The 21,621-nt window shown below is 61.4% G+C and carries 28 protein-coding genes; 20 read left to right on the forward strand and 8 right to left on the reverse strand.

Annotated features, from left to right (window positions below):
* The first annotated feature begins 184 nt into the window (after nt 1-184).
* From ACR0AC_RS06020 to ACR0AC_RS06030, 3 genes are all read left to right on the forward strand, one after another.
* On the forward strand, nt 185-529 hold the full coding sequence (locus ACR0AC_RS06020; RefSeq protein WP_480872393.1) for a hypothetical protein: 345 nt from the start codon (nt 185-187) through the stop codon (nt 527-529).
* The gene (locus ACR0AC_RS06025; RefSeq protein WP_480872395.1) at nt 438-1,808 is read left to right on the forward strand and encodes a DNA-packaging protein; all 1,371 of its coding nucleotides are present in this window, start codon (nt 438-440) and stop codon (nt 1,806-1,808) included. The genes ACR0AC_RS06020 and ACR0AC_RS06025 overlap by 92 nt, the downstream gene beginning before the upstream one ends.
* A 91-nt stretch (nt 1,809-1,899) precedes the next feature.
* Entirely contained in the window at nt 1,900-2,298 is a 399-nt protein-coding gene (locus ACR0AC_RS06030; protein ID WP_480872397.1) for a tetratricopeptide repeat protein, read from the forward strand.
* A gap of 26 nt (nt 2,299-2,324) precedes the next feature.
* Here the strand turns inward: ACR0AC_RS06030 and ACR0AC_RS06035 are convergent, their stop codons facing one another.
* Nucleotides 2,325-2,522 (reverse strand): hypothetical protein, encoded by a 198-nt coding sequence (locus ACR0AC_RS06035; protein WP_480872399.1) that lies wholly within the window; start codon nt 2,520-2,522, stop codon nt 2,325-2,327.
* Nucleotides 2,523-2,786: 264 nt separating this feature from the next.
* On the opposite strand from ACR0AC_RS06035, the gene ACR0AC_RS06040 reads away from it, so the two are divergent.
* The 16 genes from ACR0AC_RS06040 to ACR0AC_RS06115 all read left to right on the forward strand — a co-directional run bounded on the left by ACR0AC_RS06040 (nt 2,787) and on the right by ACR0AC_RS06115 (nt 15,296).
* Nucleotides 2,787-3,947 carry a phage portal protein gene (locus tag ACR0AC_RS06040; protein WP_480872401.1) on the forward strand — a complete coding sequence of 387 codons (1,161 nt, stop codon included), beginning with the start codon at nt 2,787-2,789 and terminating at the stop codon, nt 3,945-3,947.
* The gene (locus ACR0AC_RS06045) at nt 3,940-4,158 is read left to right on the forward strand and encodes a GTA head formation protein, RCAP_rcc01685 family (protein ID WP_170449893.1); all 219 of its coding nucleotides are present in this window, start codon (nt 3,940-3,942) and stop codon (nt 4,156-4,158) included. The genes ACR0AC_RS06040 and ACR0AC_RS06045 overlap by 8 nt, the downstream gene beginning before the upstream one ends.
* A gap of 26 nt (nt 4,159-4,184) precedes the next feature.
* Nucleotides 4,185-4,730 carry an HK97 family phage prohead protease gene (locus tag ACR0AC_RS06050; protein WP_480626156.1) on the forward strand — a complete coding sequence of 182 codons (546 nt, stop codon included), beginning with the start codon at nt 4,185-4,187 and terminating at the stop codon, nt 4,728-4,730.
* Nucleotides 4,731-4,759: 29 nt separating this feature from the next.
* Nucleotides 4,760-5,938 (forward strand): phage major capsid protein, encoded by a 1,179-nt coding sequence (locus ACR0AC_RS06055; RefSeq protein ID WP_170621987.1) that lies wholly within the window; start codon nt 4,760-4,762, stop codon nt 5,936-5,938.
* A 173-nt stretch (nt 5,939-6,111) separates the two neighbouring features.
* Nucleotides 6,112-6,711 (forward strand): head-tail connector protein, encoded by a 600-nt coding sequence (locus ACR0AC_RS06060; RefSeq protein ID WP_170621986.1) that lies wholly within the window; start codon nt 6,112-6,114, stop codon nt 6,709-6,711.
* Complete coding sequence (locus ACR0AC_RS06065) at nt 6,708-7,046, forward strand: phage head closure protein (protein ID WP_170449902.1); 339 nt, start codon at nt 6,708-6,710, stop codon at nt 7,044-7,046. The genes ACR0AC_RS06060 and ACR0AC_RS06065 overlap by 4 nt, the downstream gene beginning before the upstream one ends.
* Nucleotides 7,043-7,456 carry a DUF3168 domain-containing protein gene (locus tag ACR0AC_RS06070; RefSeq protein ID WP_170449904.1) on the forward strand — a complete coding sequence of 138 codons (414 nt, stop codon included), beginning with the start codon at nt 7,043-7,045 and terminating at the stop codon, nt 7,454-7,456. Before ACR0AC_RS06065 ends, ACR0AC_RS06070 begins: the two co-directional genes overlap by 4 nt.
* 20 nt (nt 7,457-7,476) lie before the next feature.
* On the forward strand, nt 7,477-7,890 hold the full coding sequence (locus ACR0AC_RS06075) for a phage major tail protein, TP901-1 family (protein WP_480872404.1): 414 nt from the start codon (nt 7,477-7,479) through the stop codon (nt 7,888-7,890).
* The gene (locus tag ACR0AC_RS06080) at nt 7,890-8,210 is read left to right on the forward strand and encodes a gene transfer agent family protein (RefSeq protein ID WP_480872406.1); all 321 of its coding nucleotides are present in this window, start codon (nt 7,890-7,892) and stop codon (nt 8,208-8,210) included. The genes ACR0AC_RS06075 and ACR0AC_RS06080 overlap by 1 nt, the downstream gene beginning before the upstream one ends.
* A complete protein-coding gene (locus ACR0AC_RS06085) occupies nt 8,207-8,416 on the forward strand; it encodes a rcc01693 family protein (protein WP_480872408.1) in 210 nt (69 codons plus the stop codon). Before ACR0AC_RS06080 ends, ACR0AC_RS06085 begins: the two co-directional genes overlap by 4 nt.
* Nucleotides 8,403-9,065 carry a phage tail tape measure protein gene (locus ACR0AC_RS06090; protein WP_170449913.1) on the forward strand — a complete coding sequence of 221 codons (663 nt, stop codon included), beginning with the start codon at nt 8,403-8,405 and terminating at the stop codon, nt 9,063-9,065. The genes ACR0AC_RS06085 and ACR0AC_RS06090 overlap by 14 nt, the downstream gene beginning before the upstream one ends.
* A 15-nt stretch (nt 9,066-9,080) precedes the next feature.
* A complete protein-coding gene (locus ACR0AC_RS06095) occupies nt 9,081-9,713 on the forward strand; it encodes a phage distal tail protein, Rcc01695 family (RefSeq protein WP_480872410.1) in 633 nt (210 codons plus the stop codon).
* On the forward strand, nt 9,713-10,600 hold the full coding sequence (locus tag ACR0AC_RS06100; protein WP_170449917.1) for a baseplate hub domain-containing protein: 888 nt from the start codon (nt 9,713-9,715) through the stop codon (nt 10,598-10,600). The genes ACR0AC_RS06095 and ACR0AC_RS06100 overlap by 1 nt, the downstream gene beginning before the upstream one ends.
* Complete coding sequence (locus tag ACR0AC_RS06105; protein WP_170449919.1) at nt 10,597-11,043, forward strand: NlpC/P60 family protein; 447 nt, start codon at nt 10,597-10,599, stop codon at nt 11,041-11,043. Before ACR0AC_RS06100 ends, ACR0AC_RS06105 begins: the two co-directional genes overlap by 4 nt.
* The gene (locus tag ACR0AC_RS06110) at nt 11,043-14,990 is read left to right on the forward strand and encodes a baseplate multidomain protein megatron (protein WP_480872413.1); all 3,948 of its coding nucleotides are present in this window, start codon (nt 11,043-11,045) and stop codon (nt 14,988-14,990) included. The genes ACR0AC_RS06105 and ACR0AC_RS06110 overlap by 1 nt, the downstream gene beginning before the upstream one ends.
* 9 nt (nt 14,991-14,999) lie before the next feature.
* Nucleotides 15,000-15,296 carry a DUF7742 family protein gene (locus ACR0AC_RS06115; protein WP_170519343.1) on the forward strand — a complete coding sequence of 99 codons (297 nt, stop codon included), beginning with the start codon at nt 15,000-15,002 and terminating at the stop codon, nt 15,294-15,296.
* Here the strand turns inward: ACR0AC_RS06115 and ACR0AC_RS06120 are convergent.
* Nucleotides 15,277-15,615 carry a TraR/DksA family transcriptional regulator gene (locus tag ACR0AC_RS06120; RefSeq protein WP_480872415.1) on the reverse strand — a complete coding sequence of 113 codons (339 nt, stop codon included), beginning with the start codon at nt 15,613-15,615 and terminating at the stop codon, nt 15,277-15,279. The genes ACR0AC_RS06115 and ACR0AC_RS06120 overlap by 20 nt on opposite strands.
* An 84-nt stretch (nt 15,616-15,699) precedes the next feature.
* Here ACR0AC_RS06120 and cysE point away from each other — a divergent pair, with 84 nt between their 5' ends.
* Entirely contained in the window at nt 15,700-16,509 is an 810-nt protein-coding gene (gene cysE / locus ACR0AC_RS06125; protein ID WP_170519339.1) for a serine O-acetyltransferase, read from the forward strand.
* 3 nt (nt 16,510-16,512) lie between these two features.
* Here cysE and ACR0AC_RS06130 read toward each other — a convergent pair whose 3' ends face one another.
* From ACR0AC_RS06130 to ACR0AC_RS06155, 6 genes are all read right to left on the reverse strand, one after another.
* The gene (locus ACR0AC_RS06130; RefSeq protein WP_170519336.1) at nt 16,513-16,755 is read right to left on the reverse strand and encodes a hypothetical protein; all 243 of its coding nucleotides are present in this window, start codon (nt 16,753-16,755) and stop codon (nt 16,513-16,515) included.
* Between the two features lie 147 nt (nt 16,756-16,902).
* Nucleotides 16,903-18,201, reverse strand: coding sequence for a pyruvate dehydrogenase complex dihydrolipoamide acetyltransferase (locus ACR0AC_RS06135; protein ID WP_170519333.1), 1,299 nt, complete (start codon nt 18,199-18,201; stop codon nt 16,903-16,905).
* Nucleotides 18,202-18,215: 14 nt separating this feature from the next.
* Entirely contained in the window at nt 18,216-18,701 is a 486-nt protein-coding gene (locus ACR0AC_RS06140) for a hypothetical protein (protein ID WP_170449933.1), read from the reverse strand.
* 3 nt (nt 18,702-18,704) lie between these two features.
* Complete coding sequence (locus ACR0AC_RS06145; protein WP_170621982.1) at nt 18,705-20,060, reverse strand: pyruvate dehydrogenase complex E1 component subunit beta; 1,356 nt, start codon at nt 20,058-20,060, stop codon at nt 18,705-18,707.
* Nucleotides 20,061-20,075: 15 nt separating this feature from the next.
* The gene (gene pdhA, locus ACR0AC_RS06150) at nt 20,076-21,065 is read right to left on the reverse strand and encodes a pyruvate dehydrogenase (acetyl-transferring) E1 component subunit alpha (protein ID WP_170449937.1); all 990 of its coding nucleotides are present in this window, start codon (nt 21,063-21,065) and stop codon (nt 20,076-20,078) included.
* Nucleotides 21,066-21,233: 168 nt separating this feature from the next.
* On the reverse strand, nt 21,234-21,533 hold the full coding sequence (locus tag ACR0AC_RS06155) for a septum formation initiator family protein (protein ID WP_170449939.1): 300 nt from the start codon (nt 21,531-21,533) through the stop codon (nt 21,234-21,236).
* Between the last annotated feature and the right edge of the window lie 88 nt (nt 21,534-21,621).

Here is a 21,621-nt window from a genome sequence, read left to right on the forward strand (position 1 = left end):
GAAGTGTAAACAGGTCGCACGGTGCGTGTTGCGCGTGTGTTGCGTAAAACATTGACTTCGCGCGCTTTTTTCTATATCGATTGTGCCATGCTAGAAGAGGTGGGCAACGGCCCCGGGGCGATCCGGTGGCCGTTTTTCGTTTCTCTCGTGCGGAGAAAACTCACGCATGAGGTCACAGGCAAACATGACTTTGATTACCCCGGAAGAGCGGATTTCCCAGACGGCTGACTTGTTGCAGTCGCTTGAGCGATCCATTCGTGGTTTGCGCCAGGCAGCGGAAGAACTGCACAGGCAGATCGGAGCCGGGGAGGATGCAGATCTTGCTGGTTCAGCGCGGCAGATCGGGCAGCTGGAGGGGCTGATCCGAACCTGCCAGAAAGTGGAGGCGAATTTTGTCGAACAACATCACAGACAAGCCGGAATTGCCCAAGGGGGCTATGCGCTCGACCTTGAGCGCGCTCGATTTGAAATCGGGTGCAGGCTGGCTCGCCTCCGCCGATGCTGCGGTGCGGGAGAGATTTCTGAGTGAGATCGGGGAGGGGGGGCTGTGCGCCCTCCCTTTCCTGTTCGAGTTCTGGGCGCTGCCGCATCAACTGCCGCCCGAGGGCGACTGGCGGTCATGGGTGATCATGGGCGGGCGTGGTGCGGGTAAGACCCGGGCCGGGTCCGAATGGGTGCGGTCGATGGTCGAAGGGGCCAAGCCGCTGGATCAGGGCGAGGCCAGTCGCGTGGCTCTGGTCGGTGAGACCTTCGATCAGGTGCGCGATGTGATGATCTTTGGCGATAGCGGGATTTTGCAGTGTTCGCCGCCGGACCGTCGGCCGGTGTGGAAGGCATCCGAGCGCAAACTGATTTGGCCCAACGGAGCCGAGGCGCAGGCGTTTTCGGCGCATGATCCCGAAGGGCTGCGCGGCCCTCAGTTCGATGCGGCCTGGGTGGATGAGCTGGCCAAGTGGAAGAAGGCGGGCGAGACCTGGGATATGCTGCAATTTGCGCTGCGGTTGGGGGATCGGCCGCGGGTCTGTGTGACCACCACGCCGCGCAATGTGAAGGTTTTGAAGGATTTGCTGGCGTCTCCGTCCACCGTGCAGACCCATGCGCCGACCGAGGCAAACCGGGCCAATTTGGCGGCGTCGTTTCTGGAAGAGGTGCGCGCGCGCTATGCGGGCACACGGCTGGGCCGGCAGGAGCTGGACGGGGTGCTGCTGTCGGATGCCGAAGGGGCGCTGTGGACGGGATCAATGCTGGAAGCGGCGCGCTGTGCTCAGGTGCCTGAGTTGGACCGGGTCGTTGTGGCGCTGGACCCCGCAGTGACGTCCGGTTCAGGAGCGGACGCTTGCGGGATCGTGGTGGTTGGCGCGCAGGTGCAGGGACCTCCCGAGGACTGGCGCGCCTATGTGCTGTCTGACCGGACGGTGCAGGGCGTTGGCCCAGCGGGCTGGGCGCAGGCGGCGATTGACGCGATGTACGAGTTCGGGGCCGAACGGCTGGTGGCCGAGGTCAATCAGGGCGGGCAGCTGGTGGAAGAGGTTGTGCGACAGGTGGACCCTCTGGTGCCTTACCGCGCGGTGCGGGCTTCACGCGGGAAGGTCGCGCGTGCCGAGCCTGTGGCGGCATTGTACGAGCAGGGGCGGGTGAGCCATGTGGCCGGGCTGGATGCGCTAGAGGAGCAGATGTGCCAGATGACCGCACGGGGGTTCGAGGGGCAGGGCTCACCCGACCGGGTCGACGCGCTGGTCTGGGCACTGCACGAGTTGGTTGTGGGGCCGGCTGGGGTGTATCGTCGACCGAGGGTGCGGAGTTTGTGACCCCGTAATGGTTTTTGATTTAAAGAAAAATGCTTGAAAAGCAATGCGCCTATCACCAAGATTCTCTCATTGAATGCTTGGAGATTGTAAAATGCTCGCACGGCTTGTTCGCAACTATGAATTACTCAGAGCGCAGCGATTGGTTGCGAAAGGTGAGTATTCCAAAGCAGAGCGAATTGTTATTCGACTGCTGGAGAAATTTCCGCGCTCGGTAGGTTACAATCTCTTTCTGGCAGATATTAAGTTGTTCGAGGGCGACATAGAGCGAGCCTTGATTTTGTATGGCTCAACGAAGCAGATATTGGACAGTGAGCAGGAAGTGACTGAAGAAAACAGACGATTTTATGCGGCGTACATGAATTTTAGAACAACCGCGATCCAATTTCATAATAAGGGTCAAGATTTTATGAACTGGCGTGAGTTCGCAGCGCTGATTAATAAGCTTGATGCAGACCGTCTTATCAAAAGGCTGTTTCCGTTACCTGAGTAGCCGCTGCTACGCCTTTTCGAACTAGTCTACATCTTTCTGAGTTGTTCTTTGTACCCGGCAGGCAGCAGGTCTTCGGCATCGTGTGCCGCTTGTGCCACCCGCTGGTAATATCCGTCGAAACTTTTTTTGTAGTCGTCGACCGTGCTCATTTCTTTATGCAACGCATAGCGTAGGTCACACAGAACTTCGTAGATCTCGATTATCTTTTCGTCTTGTTTGCTCATTACTAGTTTCTCAAGTTCGAATGCTAGGAATACAGGCTTTTGCTGTACGGTTCGGAACCGCATTTGAATGGCGGGAAAAGCACTCTGGCCTCCCGTTTCTTCAAATGGTTATGTCATTCGACTTTGCAATTAAACTACAAACTCGCACCTTCTTTGACTTACCCGTTGCCCAACCCCCGTACGCCCCATTCCCAAGCCCTAAACTTCTTTCTGTCATAACTCCTTTCAACAAGCCGGGCAGAGCGGCGGCAGAAAGGAGCACAGATGGTATTCGATTTCTTGCGTCGTGGATCGGCTGAAGGCGCGCCCGAGGCGAAGGCGAGCGCGGCGGGGCCTGTGGTGGCGTGGCAGACGGGTGGGCGCGTGGCGTGGAGCCCTCGGGATGCGGTGTCGCTGACGCGGACGGGGTTTTCGGGGAACCCGGTAGGGTTTCGCTCGGTCAAGTTGATTGCCGAGGCGGCTGCTGCTTTGCCGCTGGTTTTGCAGGATCAGGCGCAGCGGTTTGACGTGCATCCGATCCTGTCGCTGATGCGTCGTCCCAATGCGGCGCAGGGGCGGGCGGAGTTGATGGAAGCCTTGTTCGGGCAGTTGCTGCTGTCGGGAAATGCTTATGTTGAGGCGGTTCAGGCCGAGGAAGGGTTGCCGGTTGAGCTGCATGTATTGCGCTCGGACCGAATGAGCGTGGTGCCGGGGGCGGATGGGTGGCCCAAGGCGTATGATTACGCGGTCGGCGGCAAGAAGCATCGGTTTGCGGCGGAAAATATCTGTCATATCAAATCGTTCCACCCTCAGGATGATCACTATGGGTTTTCGCCGATGCAGGCGGCGGCGATGGCGATTGATGTGCATAACAGCGCGTCGCGGTGGTCGAAATCGCTTTTGGACAATGCGGCGCGGCCTTCGGGGGCGCTGGTGTGGAAGGGCGATGGCCATGGGGTGATGGCCGAGGATCAGTTCCGTCGTCTGTCGGACGAGATCGAGCAGAACTATCGCGGGGCGCGGAATGCCGGGCGGCCGATGGTTCTGGAAGGGGGGCTGGATTGGAAACCGATGGGTTTCTCGCCCTCGGATATGGAGTTTCAAAAGACCAAGGAAGCCGCCGCCCGCGAGATCGCGCTGGCCTTTGGGGTCCCGCCGATGCTGCTGGGGATTCAGGGCGACGCGACCTATTCGAACTATCAGGAGGCCAACCGGGCGTTTTATCGCCTGACCGTGTTGCCCCTGGTGACGCGGGTGGCGGCGGCGGTGTCGGACTGGCTGGCGGGCTTTACCGGCGAGGAGTTGGTGTTGAAGCCCGATCTGGATCAGGTGCCCGCATTGTCGGCGGAACGTGATGCGCAATGGGCGCGGGTCAACGGGGCCGATTTCCTGAGCGATGCCGAGAAGCGCGCTTTGCTGGGGCTGCCGGAGCGTGCCGATGGCTGAGGGGTATCCCCCGTTCGAATGCGCGCCGGGCCTGCGTCTGGCCGCGCATGAGCGGGTGGCCGAGATCCAGCACGCTCACCTCTGTCGGCGACTGGATCAGATCGAAGAGATGATGGAACGGCTGGAGCGGCGGTTGTGGCTGACGGTCTATGGCGTGGCGGCGGTGATCCTGGCGCAGGCGTTTCAGTCATTCCTTGTGGCGGCGCCATAAAGTCAGTGAGTTACATGGAGAAGTTCATGGATTTGGAACATAAATTCGCGCGGTTTGGGGACGGTCTGTCCGTCTCGGATGATGCGGTGATTGAAGGCTATGCCAGCCTGTTCGGGCAGGTCGATCAGGGCAGCGATGTGGTGCAGCGCGGGGCGTATCGAAGCTCGCTGGCCGGGCTGGCCGAGGCGGGTCAGCGGGTCAAGATGCTGTGGCAGCACGACCCGGCCCAGCCCATCGGCGTCTGGGACGAGGTGCGCGAGGATGACCGGGGCCTTTGGGTCAAGGGACGTCTGCTGGAGGCGACGCAGAAGGGCCGCGAGGCAGCGGAACTGATCCGCGCCGGTGCCATGGACGGACTGTCGATTGGCTATCGCACCAAGCGGGCCGTGAAGAATGACAAGGGCCAGCGGGTCCTGACCGAACTGGAGCTGTGGGAGGTGTCTTTGGTGACCTTCCCGATGCTGCCCAGTGCGCGGGTGGCGGCGAAAGGGGCAGACCCCGAAACCGCGTTCACCTGGCGCAGTATTGCCGAGGTGTTCCGAGATGCCCGGCAGGAGCTGGCGCGGATCTAGCGCCGCAACCCCCCAATAAGGAAGTGCTGATGAGCAAGACCGAGACCCCGGCCTTGACCGGAGAGGGTGCGCCCCTGGTTCAGGAGGTGAAGCAGGCGATGGCTGGCTTCGTGAATGAATTCAAGGGCCTCAAGGCCGAAGTTAAAACCAAACTGCAACAGACAGAAGAGCGACTGACCATGCTGGATCGTAAATCAACCATCGCGGCGCGTCCGCATCTTGCGGCCTCGATCGAAGACGGCGCACCGCATCAGAAGGCGTTCGACGCTTATGTGCGGTCCGGCGAGGATGACGGGCTGCGCGGGCTCGAGATGGAAGCGAAATCGCTGTCCACCGCGGTCAACAGCGATGGCGGCTATCTGGTCGATCCGCAAACCGCTGAGACGGTCAAGTCGGTGCTGAACTCGACCGCTTCGATCCGTTCGATTGCGTCGGTGGTGAATGTCGAGGCGAACTCGTTCGACGTGCTGATCGACCATACCGATGTGGGCGCGGGCTGGGTGGATGAGGCGTCGACTACGGCAGAGACCTCGACGCCGGTGATTGACCGTATCTCGATCCCGCTGCACGAGCTGAGTGCGCTGCCCAAGGCCTCGCAACGTCTGCTGGATGACAGCGCGTTTGACGTCGAAGGCTGGTTGGCCGGTCGCATCGCGGACAAGTTCGCCCGTGCCGAGGCCGCAGCCTTTATCAACGGGGATGGGATCGACAAGCCCAAGGGCCTGATGATCCACCGTGCGGTGGCGAATGACACCTGGTCGTGGGGAAGCCTGGGCTATGTGGCCACCGGCATCGATGGCGGCGTTGATGCGGATGCGATTGTCGATGTGGTCTACGCGCTGGGCGCGCAGTACCGGGTCAATGGCACCTTCGTCATGAACTCGAAAACCGCCGGTCAGATCCGCAAGCTGAAGGACAGCGATGGCCGCTTCCTGTGGTCGGACGGTCTGGCCTCTGGTGAGCCTGCGCGTCTGATGGGCTATCCGGTGCTGATTGCCGAGGATATGCCGGATGCGGCGTCCGACAGCTTTGCCATTGCCTTTGGCGATTTCCAGGCGGGCTACACCATCGCCGAACGCCCCGATCTGCGCGTGCTGCGCGACCCGTTCAGCGCCAAGCCGCATGTCCTGTTTTACGCGACCAAGCGCGTCGGCGGTGACGTGAGCGATTTTGCTGCGATCAAGCTGCTGAAATTCGGCACTGCCTAAGCGGTGACGGATCCGGGGGGCCATTGGCCCCTCGGGCGGCGGGCGCGGGCCGGGGTGAGATCCCCCGCGTTGTCTAGCTGCTCCCCTCCGTCCGAGCAACGTGGGGCGGCGCGTGCCCGCCAATTTCCTGAAGTGACGACCCCCGGAGGGGGCCGAGATTGCGGAGTGAATGGATGATGTTGATCGAAGAAACCGCCATCGCGGATGCGGCGCTGCCGGTGGATCAGTTCAAGGCGCATCTGCGGCTGGGCACAGGCTTTGCCGAGGACAATGTGCAGGACGAGGTGCTGAAGGGTTTTCTGCGGGCAGCGATTGCGGCGATTGAGGCGCGCACGGGCAAGGTTCTGATTGAACGCGCTTTTTCCTGGAGCCTGAACGGCTGGCGCGATCGGTCTGGCGAGGTTTTGCCGGCTGCCCCGGTCTCGGCGATTGATGTGGTCACGGTTACCGACGCGGCTGGCGTGGACAGCGTTGCCGATGACGGTGCTTATCGGCTGGAGCGCGACAGTCAGCGCCCCCGGCTGCGGCCTGTGGCGACTGCTTTGCCCAAGGTCCCGACCGGGGGCAGTGTGAAGATTGATTTCACCGCCGGGCTGTCGGTGGATTGGGGCGGATTGCCCGCCGATCTGGGGCAGGCGGTGCTGCTGCTTGCTGCCCATTACTACGAATATCGCGATGAAACAGCGCTTGGCGCGGGCTGCATGCCCTTTGGCGTCACCAGCCTGATCCAGCGCTACCGGATTGTACGCTTTGGCGCAGGGGTGACCCAATGAGCGCTCCGCATCTGAACCGCAAGCTGGTGCTTGAGGCCCCCATACGCGTGGCCGACGGTGCGGGTGGCTTTGCCGAGACCTGGGAGGCGCTAGGCACAGTATGGGCCGAGATAACAGCGCGCAGCGGGTCCGAGCGATCCATCGCCGGGGTGCCGGTGTCGCGCGTTGGCTATCGCATTGTCGTGCGCGGCGCGCCCGAGGGGTCCTCGATGCGGCCTTCGCCGGATCAGCGTTTCGTGGAAGGCGCGCGCCGCTTTGTGATCCGCGCGGTCGCGGATCGGGACCCACAGGGCCGGTATCTGACCTGTTTCGCAGATGAAGAGGTGGCGGCATGAGTTACGGCGTTTCAGCTGCTTTGCAGGCGGCGGTGTTTCAACAGCTTTCGAACGACGCCGATGTCAGCGCCCAATCCGGTGGCGCGATCTATGACGCGGTGCCCATCGGAACCGTGCCCGAGACCTACGTGACGCTAGGCCCGGAGGAGGTCCGGGAAGCCTCGGACAAATCCGGCGCGGGTGCATTGCATCGGTTCACGGTTTCCGTGGTGTCCGAGGCGGCTGGTTTCAGCGCGGCCAAGATGCTGGCCGGGGCAGTGTGCGATGCGCTGGAAGGCGCGGACCTGACCCTGGATCGGGGGCGTCTGGTTGGGCTGTGGTTCGAACGTGCCCGCGCCCGGCGCACCGGAACAGGCGGCGCGATCCGCCAGATCGACCTGAGATTCCGCGCCCGCGTGGAAGACGACTAAGCAATCAACGGAGAGAGCACATGGCTGTCCAGAACGGAAAAGACCTGTTGGTCAAAGTGGATATGAACGGCACGGGCCTGTTCGAGACCATCGCGGGCCTGCGCGCCACGCGGATCAGTTTCAACGCGGAAAGTGTGGATGTGACAACGCTGGAAAGCCAGGGCGGCTGGCGTGAGTTGCTGTCGGGGGCGGGGGTTAAGTCGGCCTCGATCTCGGGCTCGGGCGTGTTTCGGGACGAAGGCACGGATGAGCGCGCGCGGCAGTTGTTCTTTGATGGTGAGACGCCGGGCTTTCAGGTGATCATTCCCGATTTCGGCATTGTCGAAGGCCCGTTTCAGGTGACCGGCATCGAATACGCAGGCTCGCACAATGGCGAGGCGACCTATGAGATGAGCCTGGCAAGCGCCGGTGCGCTGAGCTTCACGGCGCTCTGATGGCCAATCCGTGGACGGGCGAGGTGGCATTGACCATCGATGGGGAGCGGCGGGTGCTCAAACTGACTTTGGGTGCCTTGGCGGAGTTGGAGCAGGAACTGCAGGCCGGGTCGCTGGTCGATCTGGTGCAGCGGTTCGAAGGTGGGGCCTATTCCAGCAGTGATGTGCTGGCGCTGATCGTGGCCGGATTGCGCGGCGGTGGGGCCGATGTGGCGCGGGCCGATGTGATGCATGCCGAGATCGCAGGCGGCCCCATGGCAGGCGCGAAAGCGGCGGCTGAACTGCTGGCGCGGGCCTTCATGGTGCCGGGTGGCGCATGAGCGGGTTCGACTGGCCTGTTCTGATGCGGGCCGGTTTCGTCGGCCTGCGCCTGACGCCGGAACAGTTCTGGCGTCTGACCCCGGCCGAGCTGCGGCTGATGCTGGGGCAGGGTGCAGGGATGCCCGCGATGAACCGCGCCGGGCTGGACGCGCTGTTGGCGGCCTACCCGGACAAGCAACAAGGAGAGCGTGATGACGGATCGTGACGGGTTTGACGACCTGCAGGAACGGGGCGAGGCGCTGGGCGACTCGCTGAGTGATGCGGCCAGCATGGCAGCGGCCTTTGACGGGCAGATGAAGCGCATCAGCGCAGCTTTTGAGGAAACCGGCAAGGATGTCGCCACGCTGGAACGCGGCATGTCCAGCGGGTTGCGCAAGGCCTTTGACGGCGTGGTGCTGGACGGGATGAACCTGTCGGACGCGCTGGACGTGTTGAAGAACTCGCTGATCCAGACGGCCTATGCGGCGGCGATCAAGCCGGTGACGGATCACTTTGGCGGGTTGCTGGCCAACACAGTCGGCAGCGTGGTGCAAGGGGTTCTGCCCTTTGCCGATGGCGGCAGCTTCAGTCAGGGGCGCGTGATGCCCTTTGCCAATGGCGGCGTGATCAGCGGCCCGACCACCTTCCCGATGCGGGGCGGCACGGGGCTGATGGGTGAGGCGGGCCCCGAGGCGATCATGCCCTTGGCCCGCGGGCCGGATGGCAAGCTGGGCGTGCGCACCTCGGGCGGTGGGCGCGCGGTCAATGTCGTCATGAACATCACAACACCTGACGTTCAGGGGTTCCGCCGCAGCCAGGGCCAGATCGCGGCACAGATGAGCCGGGCCCTGGGGCGCGGCAATCGCAACAGATAATTCCGGGAGCAGATCATGAATTTTCACGAGGTCAGATTTCCGGCCAGCCTGAGCTTTGGCTCGGTCGGCGGGCCAGAAAGGCGCACCGATATCGTGACGCTGGCCAACGGGTTCGAAGAGCGCAACACACCCTGGGCGCATTCGCGCCGTCGCTATGATGCGGGGCTGGGCATGCGCTCACTGGACGATATCGAGACGCTGATTTCCTTCTTCGAGGCGCGACAGGGGCAGATGTTCGGCTTCCGCTGGAAGGACTGGTCTGATTTCAAGTCCGGCGTGGCCTCGGCAGATGTTGCGATGGATGATCAGGTCATCGCACTGGGCGACGGGGTGCGCGCCGCGTTTCAACTGGTCAAGACCTATACATCCGGCGGCGTCAGCTGTATGCGTCCGATCACCAAGCCGGTTCTGGGCACAGTTGTGCTGGGGCTGGATCAGGACGCCGTGCGCGAGGGCGTGGATTTTGAGGTCGATCTGAACACCGGCTTAGTGACCTTTTCTGATCCGCCACCCGAAGGGGTCGAGATCACGGCAGGGTACGAGTTTGACGTGCCGGTCCGGTTCGACACTGACAAGATCCAGACCAGCGTGGCCAGCTTTCAGGCCGGTGACGTCCCGAATGTTCCCGTGGTCGAGGTGCGTGTCTGATGGCCGGAGATGTTCAGGGACTGCATGGTCATCTGCAAAGCGGGCTGACCACGGTTTGCCGCTGCTGGGCGATAACGCGCACGGATGGGCAGGAATACGGGTTCACCGATCACGATTTGGCGCTGACCTTCGAGGGTCTGACCTTCAAGGCCAGCACCGGCTTGACCGCCGCCGCCATCGAGCAGGCCACCGGCCTGTCAATCGACAATACCGAAGCGATGGGTGCGTTGTCCGATGCAGCTGTGCGCGAGGAGGACATTGAAGCCGGTCGGTTCGATGGCGCTCAGGTACGGGCCTGGCTGGTCAATTGGGCCAATCCGGACCAGCGGATTTTGCAGTTTCGCGGTTCAATTGGTGAGTTGCGGCGCGCTGGTGGTGCTTTTCATGCCGAATTGCGCGGGCTGACGGATTTGCTGAACCGGCCCGTGGGGCGGGTGTATCAAAAGCCCTGCACCGCCGTCCTTGGCGACCGGTCCTGCCGGTTCAATACAGAAGTTGAAGGTTTCTGGGTTGAAGCGGATATCGTCGGGTTCGACGGGGGCACTCAGATCCGACTGGCGGGTGGAGCGGCCTTTGCGTCCGGGTGGTTCAAGCGCGGGCGTCTGGACGTGCTGTCCGGATCTGCCAGTGGGCTTTGGTCCTCGATCAAGACGGATCAGAAAACTGCCGGTGGGCGAGAGATCACCATGTGGTCCAGCATTGGCGGCGGGCTTGCCTTGGGCGACCGCGTCCGTCTGACCGCCGGATGTGACAAACGCATGCGCACCTGCCGGTTGAAGTTCAACAACCTGCTGAATTTCCAAGGGTTCCCTGATCTTCCGGGCGAAGACTGGATGATGGCTGTGCCCAAGAAAAGCAATCCGAACAAAGGGGGAAGCAGGCGGTGAAGCCCAACAGACAGGATATCGTGGACGAGGCGCGCGATTGGCTTGGTACGCCATACGTCCATCAGGCCTCGACCAAGGGGGCGGGCACGGATTGCCTGGGGCTTTTGCGCGGTGTGTGGCGGGCGCAAATCGGGCAGGAGCCCGAAGAGGTGCCGATCTACAGCATGGATTGGTCCGAACCTCAGGGCGAGGAACGGATGTGGGCGGCGGCGCAGCGTCATCTGACCGAAAAGCCAATCGCGGATCTGGCCCCGGCGGATGTGGTGTTGTTCCGCATGCGTGACGCTGGCGTTGCCAAGCATCTTGGGATTGTGACCGGCATCGGCGCGGTCCCGCGATTCATTCATGCCTATTCCGGATATGGCGTTGTGGAAAACGCACTCAGCGATCCGTGGCGTCGCCGCGTGGTCGCTTGTTTTGAATTCCCGTTGGAGGACCGCTGATGGCGACTATTCTATTATCCGCAGCCGGGGCTGCGCTGGGCGGCTCAATCGGTGGTACGGTTGCGGGCCTTTCGACTGCCATCATTGGCCGCGCCGTCGGGGCCACACTGGGACGTGTGATTGATCAGAGATTTCTGAGCCAATCCGTCATGGGCGGCGGCAGTGAAGTGGTGGAAACCGGCCGCATGGACCGGTTTCGCCTGACCGAGACAGGCGAGGGTGCCCCGGTTTCGACCGTGTTTGGCCGGATGCGGGTCGGCGGGCAGGTGATCTGGGCATCGGACTTTCTGGAAACCCGCAGTGAAACCACCGAAGGCGGCGGGGGTGGCAAAGGCAAGCCCAAAGCCCCCGAGGTTACGACCGTCACCTACAGCTACTCGATCTCGCTGGCGATTGCCGTTGGCGTCGGTACGATTGCCGATGTCGGGCGTATCTGGGCCGATGGGGAAGAGCTGGAGCACAACAGCCTGAACATGCGCATCTATCGCGGTACGGCAAATCAGTTGCCGGACCCGCTGATCGAGGCGATTGAGGGCGCGGGAAATGTTCCGGCCTATCGCGGTACGGCTTATGTGGTGATCGAGGATTTTCAGCTTGCCGCGTTCGGCAACCGCGTCCCGCAATTCTCTTTCGAAGTTGTGCGTCCCTCACAGAGCGACATGCCAGACTATGAAACCTCGCTTCCCCAACTGGTGCAGGGCGTCGCGCTGATGCCCGGCACGGGTGAATATGCGCTGGCCAGTCAGCAAGTGAACTATGCGCTGGGCTACGGCAAGAACGCACCGGCCAATGTCAGCTCGGCATCAGGTCGGACCGATCTGGTGTCGTCCACGCGGGCGTTGGGACGGGAACTGCCGGGATGCGACGCCGCCTCGCTTATCGTTTCGTGGTTCGGGGATGATCTGCGCTGCGCGTCCTGCGAAATTCGGCCAAAGGTCGAGCGTCGGGATGCGGATGGACAGGGGATGCCATGGCGTGTCTCGGGCGTCCGGCGCAGTTACGCTCAGATCGTAGCGCATGACGACAATCGCCCGGTTTATGGCGGAACCCCGGCGGATGCTTCTGTGGTCGAGGCGATCCGGCACCTGAAACAGCGCGGCAAGCGGGTCATGTTCTATCCGTTCATTCTGATGGAGCAGTTGAAGGGCAACGGTTTGCCTGACCCCTGGTCTGATAACGCCAACCAGCCGCACCTGCCATGGCGCGGGCGCATCACCTTGAATATCGCGCCGGGACGTACCGGTTCACCGGATCAAACCATCTCGGCGGATGTGCAGGTGGCGCAGTTCTTCGGGACGGCACGCGCCAGCGATTTTGTGGTTGGCGACGGCGTTGTCACCTATACCGGTCCGCAGGAATGGGGCCTTCGCCGCTTCATTCTGCACTATGCGGCGTTGTGCAAGGCCGCGGGTGGGGTCGATTCCTTCTGCATTGCGTCCGAGATGCGAGGCCTGACTCAGATCCGCGGTGCCGACGGGTTCCCGGCGGTGGCGCAGCTGCGCGCGCTGGCGTCCGAGGTGCGCAAGATTTTGGGTCCAAACACGAAAATCGGCTATGCGGCGGATTGGAGCGAGTATTTCGGCTATCAGCCACCCGGCACCAGTGATCGGCTGTTCCACCTCGATCCCTTATGGGCAGATGATGACATCGATTTTGTCGGCATCGACAATTACATGCCCCTGTCCGACTGGCGCGACGGCGAGGATCATCTGGATGCCGCCGCAGGCGCGCCGTCGATCTACGATCTGGACTACCTTCGCAGCAATATCGAAGGCGGCGAAGGGTATGATTGGTACTATGCATCGCCCGAAGAGGACGTGGCGCAAATTCGCACTCCGATCGAGGATGGCGAGCATGATGAGCCGTGGATCTGGCGGTACAAGGATCTGCGCAACTGGTGGTCGAACACGCACCACAACCGGATCGATGGCGTAAGGCAGGCAAACCCGACCGATTGGGTGCCGGGCTCGAAACCGATCTGGTTCACGGAATTGGGCTGCGCCGCCATTGACAAGGGCACGAACCAGCCGAACAAGTTTTTGGACCCCAAATCCTCGGAATCCCGGCTTCCGGCCTATTCGAACGGGATGCGCGACGATTTCATTCAGGTTCAGTACCTGACGGCGATGCTGACCTATTGGGCCGATCCTCAGGTGAATCCAAAATCACCCGTCTACGGCAAGCCCATGGTGGATCTGTCGAACGCCTATGTCTGGGCCTGGGATGCGCGACCGTTCCCGGCCTTCCCGAACCGCCGCGGGAAATGGAGCGATGGGGCGAATTATGCCCGTGGCCATTGGCTGAACGGGCGGTCCGGCGCGCGCACGCTGGCCTCGGTCGTGACCGAGATCTGCCATGGCGCAGGTGTCACCGATATTGACGTCAGCGGCCTATACGGTGTGGTGCGGGGCTATGTGATCGAAGATGTCACCAACGCGCGCTCGGCCCTGCAACCGTTGATGCTGCGCTATGGGTTCGACGCGATCGAGCGGGATGGCGTGTTGCGGTTCCAAATGCGGGACGGCTTTGGCGCCATTGACGTCGATCCGGATCGCCTGGCGATTAGCGCTGATCTTGACGGCACCGTCGAATATCGTCGCGAGGCCGAAGCCGAGATGACCGGTCGGGTCCGTCTGCGTTTTGTCCAATCCGATTCCGACCACGATATTGTGGCGGAAGAGGCGATTTTGCCCGACGACAAAACCCATTCTGTCGCGGTCAACGAAATGCCCTTGTCGATGACACGCGGCGAGGGGCGGCAAACTGCTGAGCGGTGGTTGAGCGAGGCGCGGGTGTCCCGCGACTCTGCGCGTTTTGCGCTGCCGCCCTCCATGATGCATCTTGGGGCGGGGGATGTGGTGCGGTTGTCTGACGATGACACCGGTGCGCGGTACCGGATCGACCGGCTGGAAAGCGCCGGGTTGCAACTGGCCGACGCGGTTCGCATTGAACACGGTGTCTACAAGCTGTCGGACATTGAAGACGAACCCCCGACTGTGCGGCCCTATCTGGCCCCGGTGCCCGTTTTGCCGGTCTTCATGGACCTGCCGCTGATCACCGGGGCCGAGTTGCCGCACGCGCCGTATCTGGCTGTTGCAGCGGACCCATGGCCGGGAAATGCCGCCGTCTATAGCTCGACCAATGATCAGGGCTATTCGCTCAGCGATGTGATCACCGCCCCGGCGACGATTGGTCTGACTGAAACGCCCCTGCGACGCGCAAGTGCCGGGGTCTGGGATGAAGGCCCGTTGCTGCGGGTTCGGCTGATTGACGGTCAGTTGGAATCTCAACCGCGCGAGTCTTTGCTGAACGGTCTCAATCTGGCGGCCATCGGGGATGGAACGCCCGGCAACTGGGAAATCTTCCAGTTCTCAAGCGCCCATCTCGAAAGCCCCGGTGTCTATGCCTTGTCCGGGCGTTTGCGGGGGCAGTTGGGGACGGATGCCTTGATGCCGGACGCCTGGCCCGATGGCTCACTCTTTGTGCTGCTGAATGACAGCGTCTCGCAGATCAACCTGCTGCGGACCGAGCGGCGTGTGGACAAGCACTATCGCATCGGACCGGCAACGCGCGGCTATGATGATCCGGCTTATGAGCACCTGATTCACGCCTTCGACGGCAACGGGTTGCGGCCCTATTCCCCCGCGCATCTGGCGGTGCGTCAGACCTCCGCCGGTCATCAGGCGACATGGGTCCGGCGCACCCGTCTGGACGGTGATGATTGGTCTGGTCTGGATGTTCCGCTGGGCGAAGAGACCGAGTCTTATCTCGTTCGGGTCCACTCGGGCGGCGCGGTCATTCGCGAAGACCTCACGACCCAGCCCCGCTGGACCTATTCAACGGCGATGCGAATGGCGGATGGCGTGACCGGACCGTTCGAGATCGAGATCGCGCAGGTCTCGGCCATATTCGGACCGGGCGCATCGGCGCGCGTGGCGGTTGGGTAAATCGCCGCCATGCGCCCGGTTCTTCACGGCGATCTCAGTTCGGCGGCGCGGGCCTTGTTGGCCGCGCCGCATCCCAGCCGCACGCGCCTGTGCGTGCAGATGATTGCCGAGGCGGAACTGGCCGACGCCCATGTTCAGAAAACCGGACGTCTGCATCCGCTCTATGGCAATGGTTCGTTGATGGCCACGGCGCGTACACGGGTTCTGGCGGATGAGCCGGGGTTTGACGACGTGCAATATTGTCAGTGTTTTGAGATGGTTCTGCGACAGTTGATCCGTTTTCACATCAGCCGGACGCACAGCTGACGCATTTACTGGCCGCCAGATCCAGCTTCAGGCGGCCATCGGGAATCCGCTCGCCACAATCCTCGCAATAGCCGTATTCACCGTCCTCAAGGCGTTGCAAGGCGACGTTCAGGCGGTGGGCTTCAATATCCCGGTTGGCCTGCTGCGCCTTGGCCATGGCCTGATTTTGCAGCGCATCCATGCGGCTGAGCCGTCCAACCGCTTGCTGATCCAATTCCACTACAGCCTGTGCCTGCTGCCCCGAGGCAGAAAGTGCCGCCAATTCGGCCAATCGCTCGCGAATTTGTGTCTCGAAATAACGGCGCTGGGACTCATTCATTTTCGTTGCGATGCAGTTCACGGGTTTGCGTTTGGTGTTTTTGCCACTAAATGGCATTCTAGGCGCAGCAAAGGATCAAAAGCTATGTTCAAAAAGCGCAGCCATGTGACACAAGTCGACCCGGTTTGGGATCGCATCACCTCGGAAGCCACCGAAGCGGTGGAGCAAGAGCCGCTGATGGGCGGGCTGGTGCATGCCTGTATCCTGCACCATCGCAGCCTTGACCGGGCTTTGTCCTATCGGGTTTCGGCCAAGCTGTGCTCGAACGAGATGTCGATGATGGTCCTGCGCGAGATCGTGGATGAGGCCTATGCCGACGATCCAAGCCTGGTCGAAGCGGCGCGGGCCGATTTGATGGCCGTTTATGAACGCGATCCGGCGTGCCACCGCCTGTTACAGCCGATTCTGTATTTCAAGGGCTATCAGGCTATGCAGGCCTACCGGGTTGCACATTGGCTGTGGACCAAGGGCCGGCACGATCTGGCCTATTTCTTCCAGATGCGCTCGTCCGAGATTTTCGGGATCGACATTCACCCGGCTGCCAAGATCGGCAAGGGCATCATGATCGACCACGCCCATTCTATCGTGATCGGCGAAACTGCGGTTGTGGGCGACAATGTCTCGATGCTGCATTCGGTGACGTTGGGCGGGACCGGCAAGGAAGAGGAACAGCGCCATCCCAAGATCGGGAACGGTGTTCTGATCGGTGCCGGGGCCAAGGTTCTGGGCAATATCGAGGTCGGCCATTGCAGCCGTATCGCGGCCGGGTCCGTGGTTCTGCAACCCGTGCCATCGTGCAAAACCGTGGCCGGTATTCCCGCTAAGATCGTGGGCGAGGCCGGATGCGATCAGCCCTCGATCTCGATGGATCACATGCTGGGCAAGGACCAGTAAGGATCAGTTCAAGCGGTTCTTCTTTCGGTTCAACCGCTTGAACCGTCTTTCCTCACGCCGTTTTTTCCGCTCTTCAAAGCGCTGTTTCTGCTCGGCTTTTTGCTGGGCGATCACGGCGGGGTCGCTGGATTTGAACTTTGAATTCTCACCCGGATAACTGTTGGGCTTGGCAATGGCCGCAGCGGGCAGCGCGGTCGCCGTCAGCGCGACCAGTAACAGGGTTTTTGTGGTAGTTCCGAAAGCCATGGCGCACCTGTGCATCTGGGTTGTCTATGCATCCAAGGTGGTATGGGATCGGGTGTTAGGCAATTGCCCGGGCGATCACGCCCGCTCACATCATGGCGGTGATCGCAAAAATTCCCGCCGGGCTTGGACCCGGCGGGAGAATTTCGTTCAGGCCAGCATGACCATCGGGTTTTCCAGATTGTCGACGATGGCCTGCAGCAGTTCCGCCCCAAGCGCGCCGTCGATAACGCGGTGATCGACCGACATGGTAACGGACATGACGGTGGCAACGGCCAGTTCTCCGTCATCGCCCACAACCGGTTTCTTGACGCCTGAACCAACAGCCAGAATGCCCGCATGCGGCGGGTTCACGATGGCGTCGAAATTGTCGATGCCAAACATGCCCAGGTTCGAGATTGCAAACGTGCCACCCTGATATTCGTGCGGCGCCAGCTTGCGCTCGCGCGCGCGACCAGCAAGGTCTTTCATCTCGGTCGAAAGGGCCGAGAGTGATTTGGTGTCGGCATCCTGCAGAACCGGAGTGAACAACCCGCCTTCGATGGCGACGGCGACAGCCACGTCCGAGGGTTTCAATTGCAGAACCCGATCGCCCGCCCAAACCGCATTGCAGGCCGGAACCTGTTGCAGTGCGTTGGCGACGGCCTTGATGATGAAGTCATTGACGCTCAGCTTCACGCCACGGCCTTCCAACTGCTTGTTCAACTGGCTGCGGAATTTCAGCAAGGCGTCCAGCTTGATGTCACGGCGCAGGTAGAAATGCGGGATGGTCTGCTTGGCCTCGGACAGGCGCGCGGCGATGGTTTTGCGCATCCCGTCGAGTTTGATTTCCTCGTACTCGCGAGTTTCGTACATCCGGGCGACAGCATCTGCCGATGGGCCAGCCGGGGCAGCAGCCGCCGGAGCCGCTGCGGCGGATGCCGGGGCAGCGGCAGGGGCCGTTGCGGTTGCGCCTTCGACGTCGGCCTTGACGATACGACCATGCGGGCCGGACCCAGTGATCCGCGCGAGGTCAAGACCTTTTTGCGCGGCGATGCGACGGGCCAGCGGCGAGGCAAAGATCCGTCCACCATCTGCCTTGACCGGGGCCGCCGGGGCAGGGGCGGGTGCCTCGGATGCCGCTGGCGCGGCAGCCTCGTTACCCGCGGCGGCTGGGGCCGCCTCAGGAGCCTTGGCAGGTGTGGCCGCGATATCATCAGCGCTTTCGCCATCTTCCAGCAGGACTGCAATGGCGGTGTTGACCTTGACGCCTTCGGTGCCTTCGGCGATCAGGATCTTGCCGATGGTGCCTTCGTCAACGGCCTCAAACTCCATCGTGGCCTTGTCGGTTTCGATCTCGGCCAGCAAGTCGCCGGAAGAGACAGTGTCGCCCTCTTTAACCAGCCATTTGGCAAGCGTGCCTTCCTCCATCGTGGGCGAAAGGGCGGGCATCAGAATTTCGGTGGGCATGTCTTCATGTCCTCTTACTTCGAAAATGAGTAGATCAGCGTTGCGATATCGATCAGGAGAATGGCTGCGCAGAAGGTGACGAACACCCCCACGACCACAGAGCGCGCCTTGGAGACGCGCGGATGGTTCTGTTCAAGCCATTCGGTGAACTGGCCCAGGGCGGCTGCGTCGCTGTGTTCGATGGCGGCCAGATAATCCATGCCCAGCTGCAGGCGCTGCTGTTCGAGCACGATGTAAATGACCGAGGCATAGGACACGACACAGGCGACACACAGCATGGCCCGGATAGGCCAGGCGCTTGTCAGACTGCCTTCGACCGACAGCAGATCGAACTGAAGCTGGTCGAAGGCATCCAGATTGAACGCGATGCTGACAAAGGAGACCAACAGGAACGCCGCACAAACATAAAGAAGGTTGCGGTTATTGTCCTTGCGCGCCGAGACGAGGCTTTCGAAAAGCCAGTCCACGCCCGCAGGATTATGTACGTTCCCGGGGGTCATTGCCTATCGGTAGGTCACTTGTTTGACCGCCGCGATGACCTCATCCGTGGTCACCAACGCCAGCTTTTCAAGGTTCGCCGCATAAGGCATCGGAACATCCTTGCCGGTGCAGTTGATGACCGGTGCGTCGAGGTAATCGAACGCTTCCTGCATCACCACCGAGCTGATGTAACTGCCGACCGAGCCTTGCGGCCAGCCTTCTTCGACCGTGACCAGACGGTTGGTTTTCATCACCGAGTTGATGATCGCGCCGGTGTCCATCGGGCGGATGGTGCGCAGGTCGATCACTTCGGCGCTGATGCCGTCTTCGGCCAGCTTGTCGGCGGCTTCCAGCGCGTATTGCATGCCGATGCCAAAGCTGACGATGGTCACGTCCGAGCCCTCGCGCCAGATGCGCGCCTTGCCCAGTGGGATGGTCAGGTCATCCACTTGCGGCATGTCGAAGGACCGGCCGTAGAGGATTTCGTTTTCAAGGAAGATCACCGGGTTGGGGTCGCGGATCGCCGATTTCAGCAGGCCTTTGGCGTCAGCTGCGGAATAAGGCATGACGACTTTCAGGCCGGGGATCTGCATGTACCATGCCGCGTAGTCCTGAGAGTGCTGCGCGGCCACGCGGGCGGCGGCACCGTTGGGCCCTCGGAACACGATGGGGCAGCCCATCTGACCACCGGACATATACAGCGTCTTGGCGGCAGAGTTGATGATCTGGTCAATCGCCTGCATGGCGAAGTTGAAGGTCATGAACTCGACAATCGGTTTCAGACCACCAAAGGCCGAACCGACCGCGATACCGGCAAAGCCATGTTCGGTGATCGGGGTGTCGATCACGCGTTTGGAGCCGAATTCGTCCAGAAGGCCCTGGGAGATTTTGTACGCGCCCTGATACTCGGCGACTTCCTCGCCCATCAGGAAGACGTCCTGGTCGTTGCGCATTTCCTCGGCCATGGCGTCCCGAAGGGCTTCGCGCACGGTTTCGGACTTCATTTCGGCATCGGCGGGCCAGTCGGGGGACAGATCGACCACCGGGGCAGGAGCGGGGGCCTCAACCGCCACAGGGGCGGCCTCGGCCACCGCTGCGGCTGCGGGCGCAGCCGCGGGCAGGGCGGAGGCGTCTTCGCCTTCCTCAACAAGGATCGCGATGGGGGTGTTTACCTTGACCCCTTCGGTGCCTTCGGCGATCAGGATTTTGCCGACGATACCTTCATCGACTGCTTCGAACTCCATCGTCGCCTTGTCGGTTTCAATCTCGGCCATGATGTCGCCCGAGGATACGGTGTCGCCTTCCTTGACCAGCCATTTGGCCAGCGTGCCCTCTTCCATCGTGGGCGAAAGGGCGGGCATGAGAATTTCGGTTGCCATGTCTTAGACGTCCTCTCAGGCGTAAATATCGGTCCAGAGCTCTTCTACGGAAGGCTCGGGGCTTTCTTTCGAGAATTCGGCGGCCTGATTAACGATCTCTTTGATTTCCTTGTCGATCGCTTTCAGGTCATCCTCGGAAGCGTGTTTGCCGGACAGCAGCAGCTCACGCACGTGCTCGATCGGGTCGCTTTGTTCGCGCACCTTTTGAACCTCTTCCCGGGTCCGGTACTTGGCCGGGTCGGACATCGAGTGGCCGCGATAGCGATAGGTCTTGACCTCAAGGATGTAAGGACCTTTGCCCGAACGGCAGTGGGCCACGGCTTTTTCACCGGCTTCCTTGACGGCCAGCACATCCATGCCGTTCACGATCTCGCCGGGAATGCCGAACGCCTCGCCCCGGTGGTAGATGTCCTTGGTCGAGGTCGACCGCGCCTGAGCGGTACCCATGGCGTATTGGTTGTTCTCGATCACGAAAACCACAGGCAGGTCCCACAGGGCGGCCATGTTGAAGGTCTCATAGACCTGTCCCTGGTTTGCCGCACCGTCCCCGAAATAGGTGAAGGTGACGCCGCCGTTTTCTTTGTACTTGTCCGCAAAGGCCAGACCGGCCCCAAGCGGAACCTGCGCGCCGACGATGCCGTGGCCGCCATAGAAATGCTTCTCTTTCGAGAACATGTGCATCGAGCCGCCTTTGCCCTTGGACAAGCCGCCCTCGCGCCCGGTCAGTTCGGCCATCACGCCGCCCGGATCCATGCCGCAGGCGAGCATGTGGCCGTGATCGCGATACGAGGTGATGCGTTTGTCACCGTCCTGTGCCGCCGCCTCGAGGCCGACAACCACCGCTTCCTGACCGATATAAAGGTGGCAGAACCCGCCGATCAGACCCATGCCATAAAGCTGGCCAGCCTTTTCTTCGAATCGGCGGATCAGCAGCATTTCGCGGTAGTAGGTTTTAAGCTCTTCCGCAGAAACATTTGGTTTCTTTGTGGTTTTTCGCGCAGCCATCGTGGCGATCTCCCCCTTTCGGACAGATAGTTTAGCGTTAAACTATCTTTTAGAGCATTTGCGACGGTCTGGCGAGTGCAAATGTGACGCAGCGTCGCCAGACGCGGAATCCGGCTGGCACGTGATGATAGGTTTTCGAAAAATATGGGGCAGCGGGTGTGGGGCGGTTTACCGGATCACGATCTCATCGGCGCGGATCATGCCCAGAACCGAGCGGGCCTGTTGATCCAGAAGGTCCAGATCCAGATAGGTATCCGATAGCCTGCGGGTCAGGTTTTCCATTTCGGTGATCTCGGCATCCAAATTGGCCAGATCGCGCGACAGAGCGTCCCGTTCCGCTGCAATCTCGACCCGTCGAAACAGGCCATAGTCACCCTGCACGGCGGCAAAGGTGAAATAGACACCCAGCATGAAAGCCACCGAGAAGAAAGCAACTGAGCCCAAACCGGGGCGATTGGAACGGGACACTCTGTTTACCGCCGTATGAAAACTTGCCTCAATAACGGGTCCTTTTCGAACCTCTGCCAGCACTATGTCACAGGTGATTCGCGATGTG

Source organism: Ruegeria sp. H7, from assembly GCF_056532945.1.

Bases quoted from the DNA above. Each gene is read 5' to 3' on its own strand.
- ACR0AC_RS06145 (WP_170621982.1), bottom strand. From the start codon at position 20,060: ATGGCAACCGAAATTCTCATGCCCGCCCTTTCGCCCACGATGGAAGAG.
- ACR0AC_RS06020 (WP_480872393.1), top strand. From the start codon at position 185: ATGACTTTGATTACCCCGGAAGAGCGGATTTCCCAGACGGCTGACTTG.
- ACR0AC_RS06070 (WP_170449904.1), top strand. From the start codon at position 7,043: ATGAGTTACGGCGTTTCAGCTGCTTTGCAGGCGGCGGTGTTTCAACAG.
- cysE (WP_170519339.1), top strand. From the start codon at position 15,700: ATGTTCAAAAAGCGCAGCCATGTGACACAAGTCGACCCGGTTTGGGAT.
- ACR0AC_RS06065 (WP_170449902.1), top strand. From the start codon at position 6,708: ATGAGCGCTCCGCATCTGAACCGCAAGCTGGTGCTTGAGGCCCCCATA.
- ACR0AC_RS06130 (WP_170519336.1), bottom strand. From the start codon at position 16,755: ATGGCTTTCGGAACTACCACAAAAACCCTGTTACTGGTCGCGCTGACG.
- ACR0AC_RS06030 (WP_480872397.1), top strand. From the start codon at position 1,900: ATGCTCGCACGGCTTGTTCGCAACTATGAATTACTCAGAGCGCAGCGA.
- ACR0AC_RS06100 (WP_170449917.1), top strand. From the start codon at position 9,713: ATGGCCGGAGATGTTCAGGGACTGCATGGTCATCTGCAAAGCGGGCTG.
- ACR0AC_RS06110 (WP_480872413.1), top strand. From the start codon at position 11,043: ATGGCGACTATTCTATTATCCGCAGCCGGGGCTGCGCTGGGCGGCTCA.
- ACR0AC_RS06055 (WP_170621987.1), top strand. From the start codon at position 4,760: ATGAGCAAGACCGAGACCCCGGCCTTGACCGGAGAGGGTGCGCCCCTG.
- pdhA (WP_170449937.1), bottom strand. From the start codon at position 21,065: ATGGCTGCGCGAAAAACCACAAAGAAACCAAATGTTTCTGCGGAAGAG.
- ACR0AC_RS06115 (WP_170519343.1), top strand. From the start codon at position 15,000: ATGCGCCCGGTTCTTCACGGCGATCTCAGTTCGGCGGCGCGGGCCTTG.
- ACR0AC_RS06075 (WP_480872404.1), top strand. From the start codon at position 7,477: ATGGCTGTCCAGAACGGAAAAGACCTGTTGGTCAAAGTGGATATGAAC.
- ACR0AC_RS06045 (WP_170449893.1), top strand. From the start codon at position 3,940: ATGGCTGAGGGGTATCCCCCGTTCGAATGCGCGCCGGGCCTGCGTCTG.
- ACR0AC_RS06120 (WP_480872415.1), bottom strand. From the start codon at position 15,615: ATGAATGAGTCCCAGCGCCGTTATTTCGAGACACAAATTCGCGAGCGA.
- ACR0AC_RS06080 (WP_480872406.1), top strand. From the start codon at position 7,890: ATGGCCAATCCGTGGACGGGCGAGGTGGCATTGACCATCGATGGGGAG.
- ACR0AC_RS06135 (WP_170519333.1), bottom strand. From the start codon at position 18,201: ATGCCCACCGAAATTCTGATGCCCGCCCTTTCGCCCACGATGGAGGAA.
- ACR0AC_RS06140 (WP_170449933.1), bottom strand. From the start codon at position 18,701: ATGACCCCCGGGAACGTACATAATCCTGCGGGCGTGGACTGGCTTTTC.
- ACR0AC_RS06025 (WP_480872395.1), top strand. From the start codon at position 438: ATGCGCTCGACCTTGAGCGCGCTCGATTTGAAATCGGGTGCAGGCTGG.
- ACR0AC_RS06060 (WP_170621986.1), top strand. From the start codon at position 6,112: ATGATGTTGATCGAAGAAACCGCCATCGCGGATGCGGCGCTGCCGGTG.
- ACR0AC_RS06040 (WP_480872401.1), top strand. From the start codon at position 2,787: ATGGTATTCGATTTCTTGCGTCGTGGATCGGCTGAAGGCGCGCCCGAG.
- ACR0AC_RS06095 (WP_480872410.1), top strand. From the start codon at position 9,081: ATGAATTTTCACGAGGTCAGATTTCCGGCCAGCCTGAGCTTTGGCTCG.
- ACR0AC_RS06090 (WP_170449913.1), top strand. From the start codon at position 8,403: ATGACGGATCGTGACGGGTTTGACGACCTGCAGGAACGGGGCGAGGCG.
- ACR0AC_RS06035 (WP_480872399.1), bottom strand. From the start codon at position 2,522: ATGAGCAAACAAGACGAAAAGATAATCGAGATCTACGAAGTTCTGTGT.
- ACR0AC_RS06050 (WP_480626156.1), top strand. From the start codon at position 4,185: ATGGATTTGGAACATAAATTCGCGCGGTTTGGGGACGGTCTGTCCGTC.
- ACR0AC_RS06085 (WP_480872408.1), top strand. From the start codon at position 8,207: ATGAGCGGGTTCGACTGGCCTGTTCTGATGCGGGCCGGTTTCGTCGGC.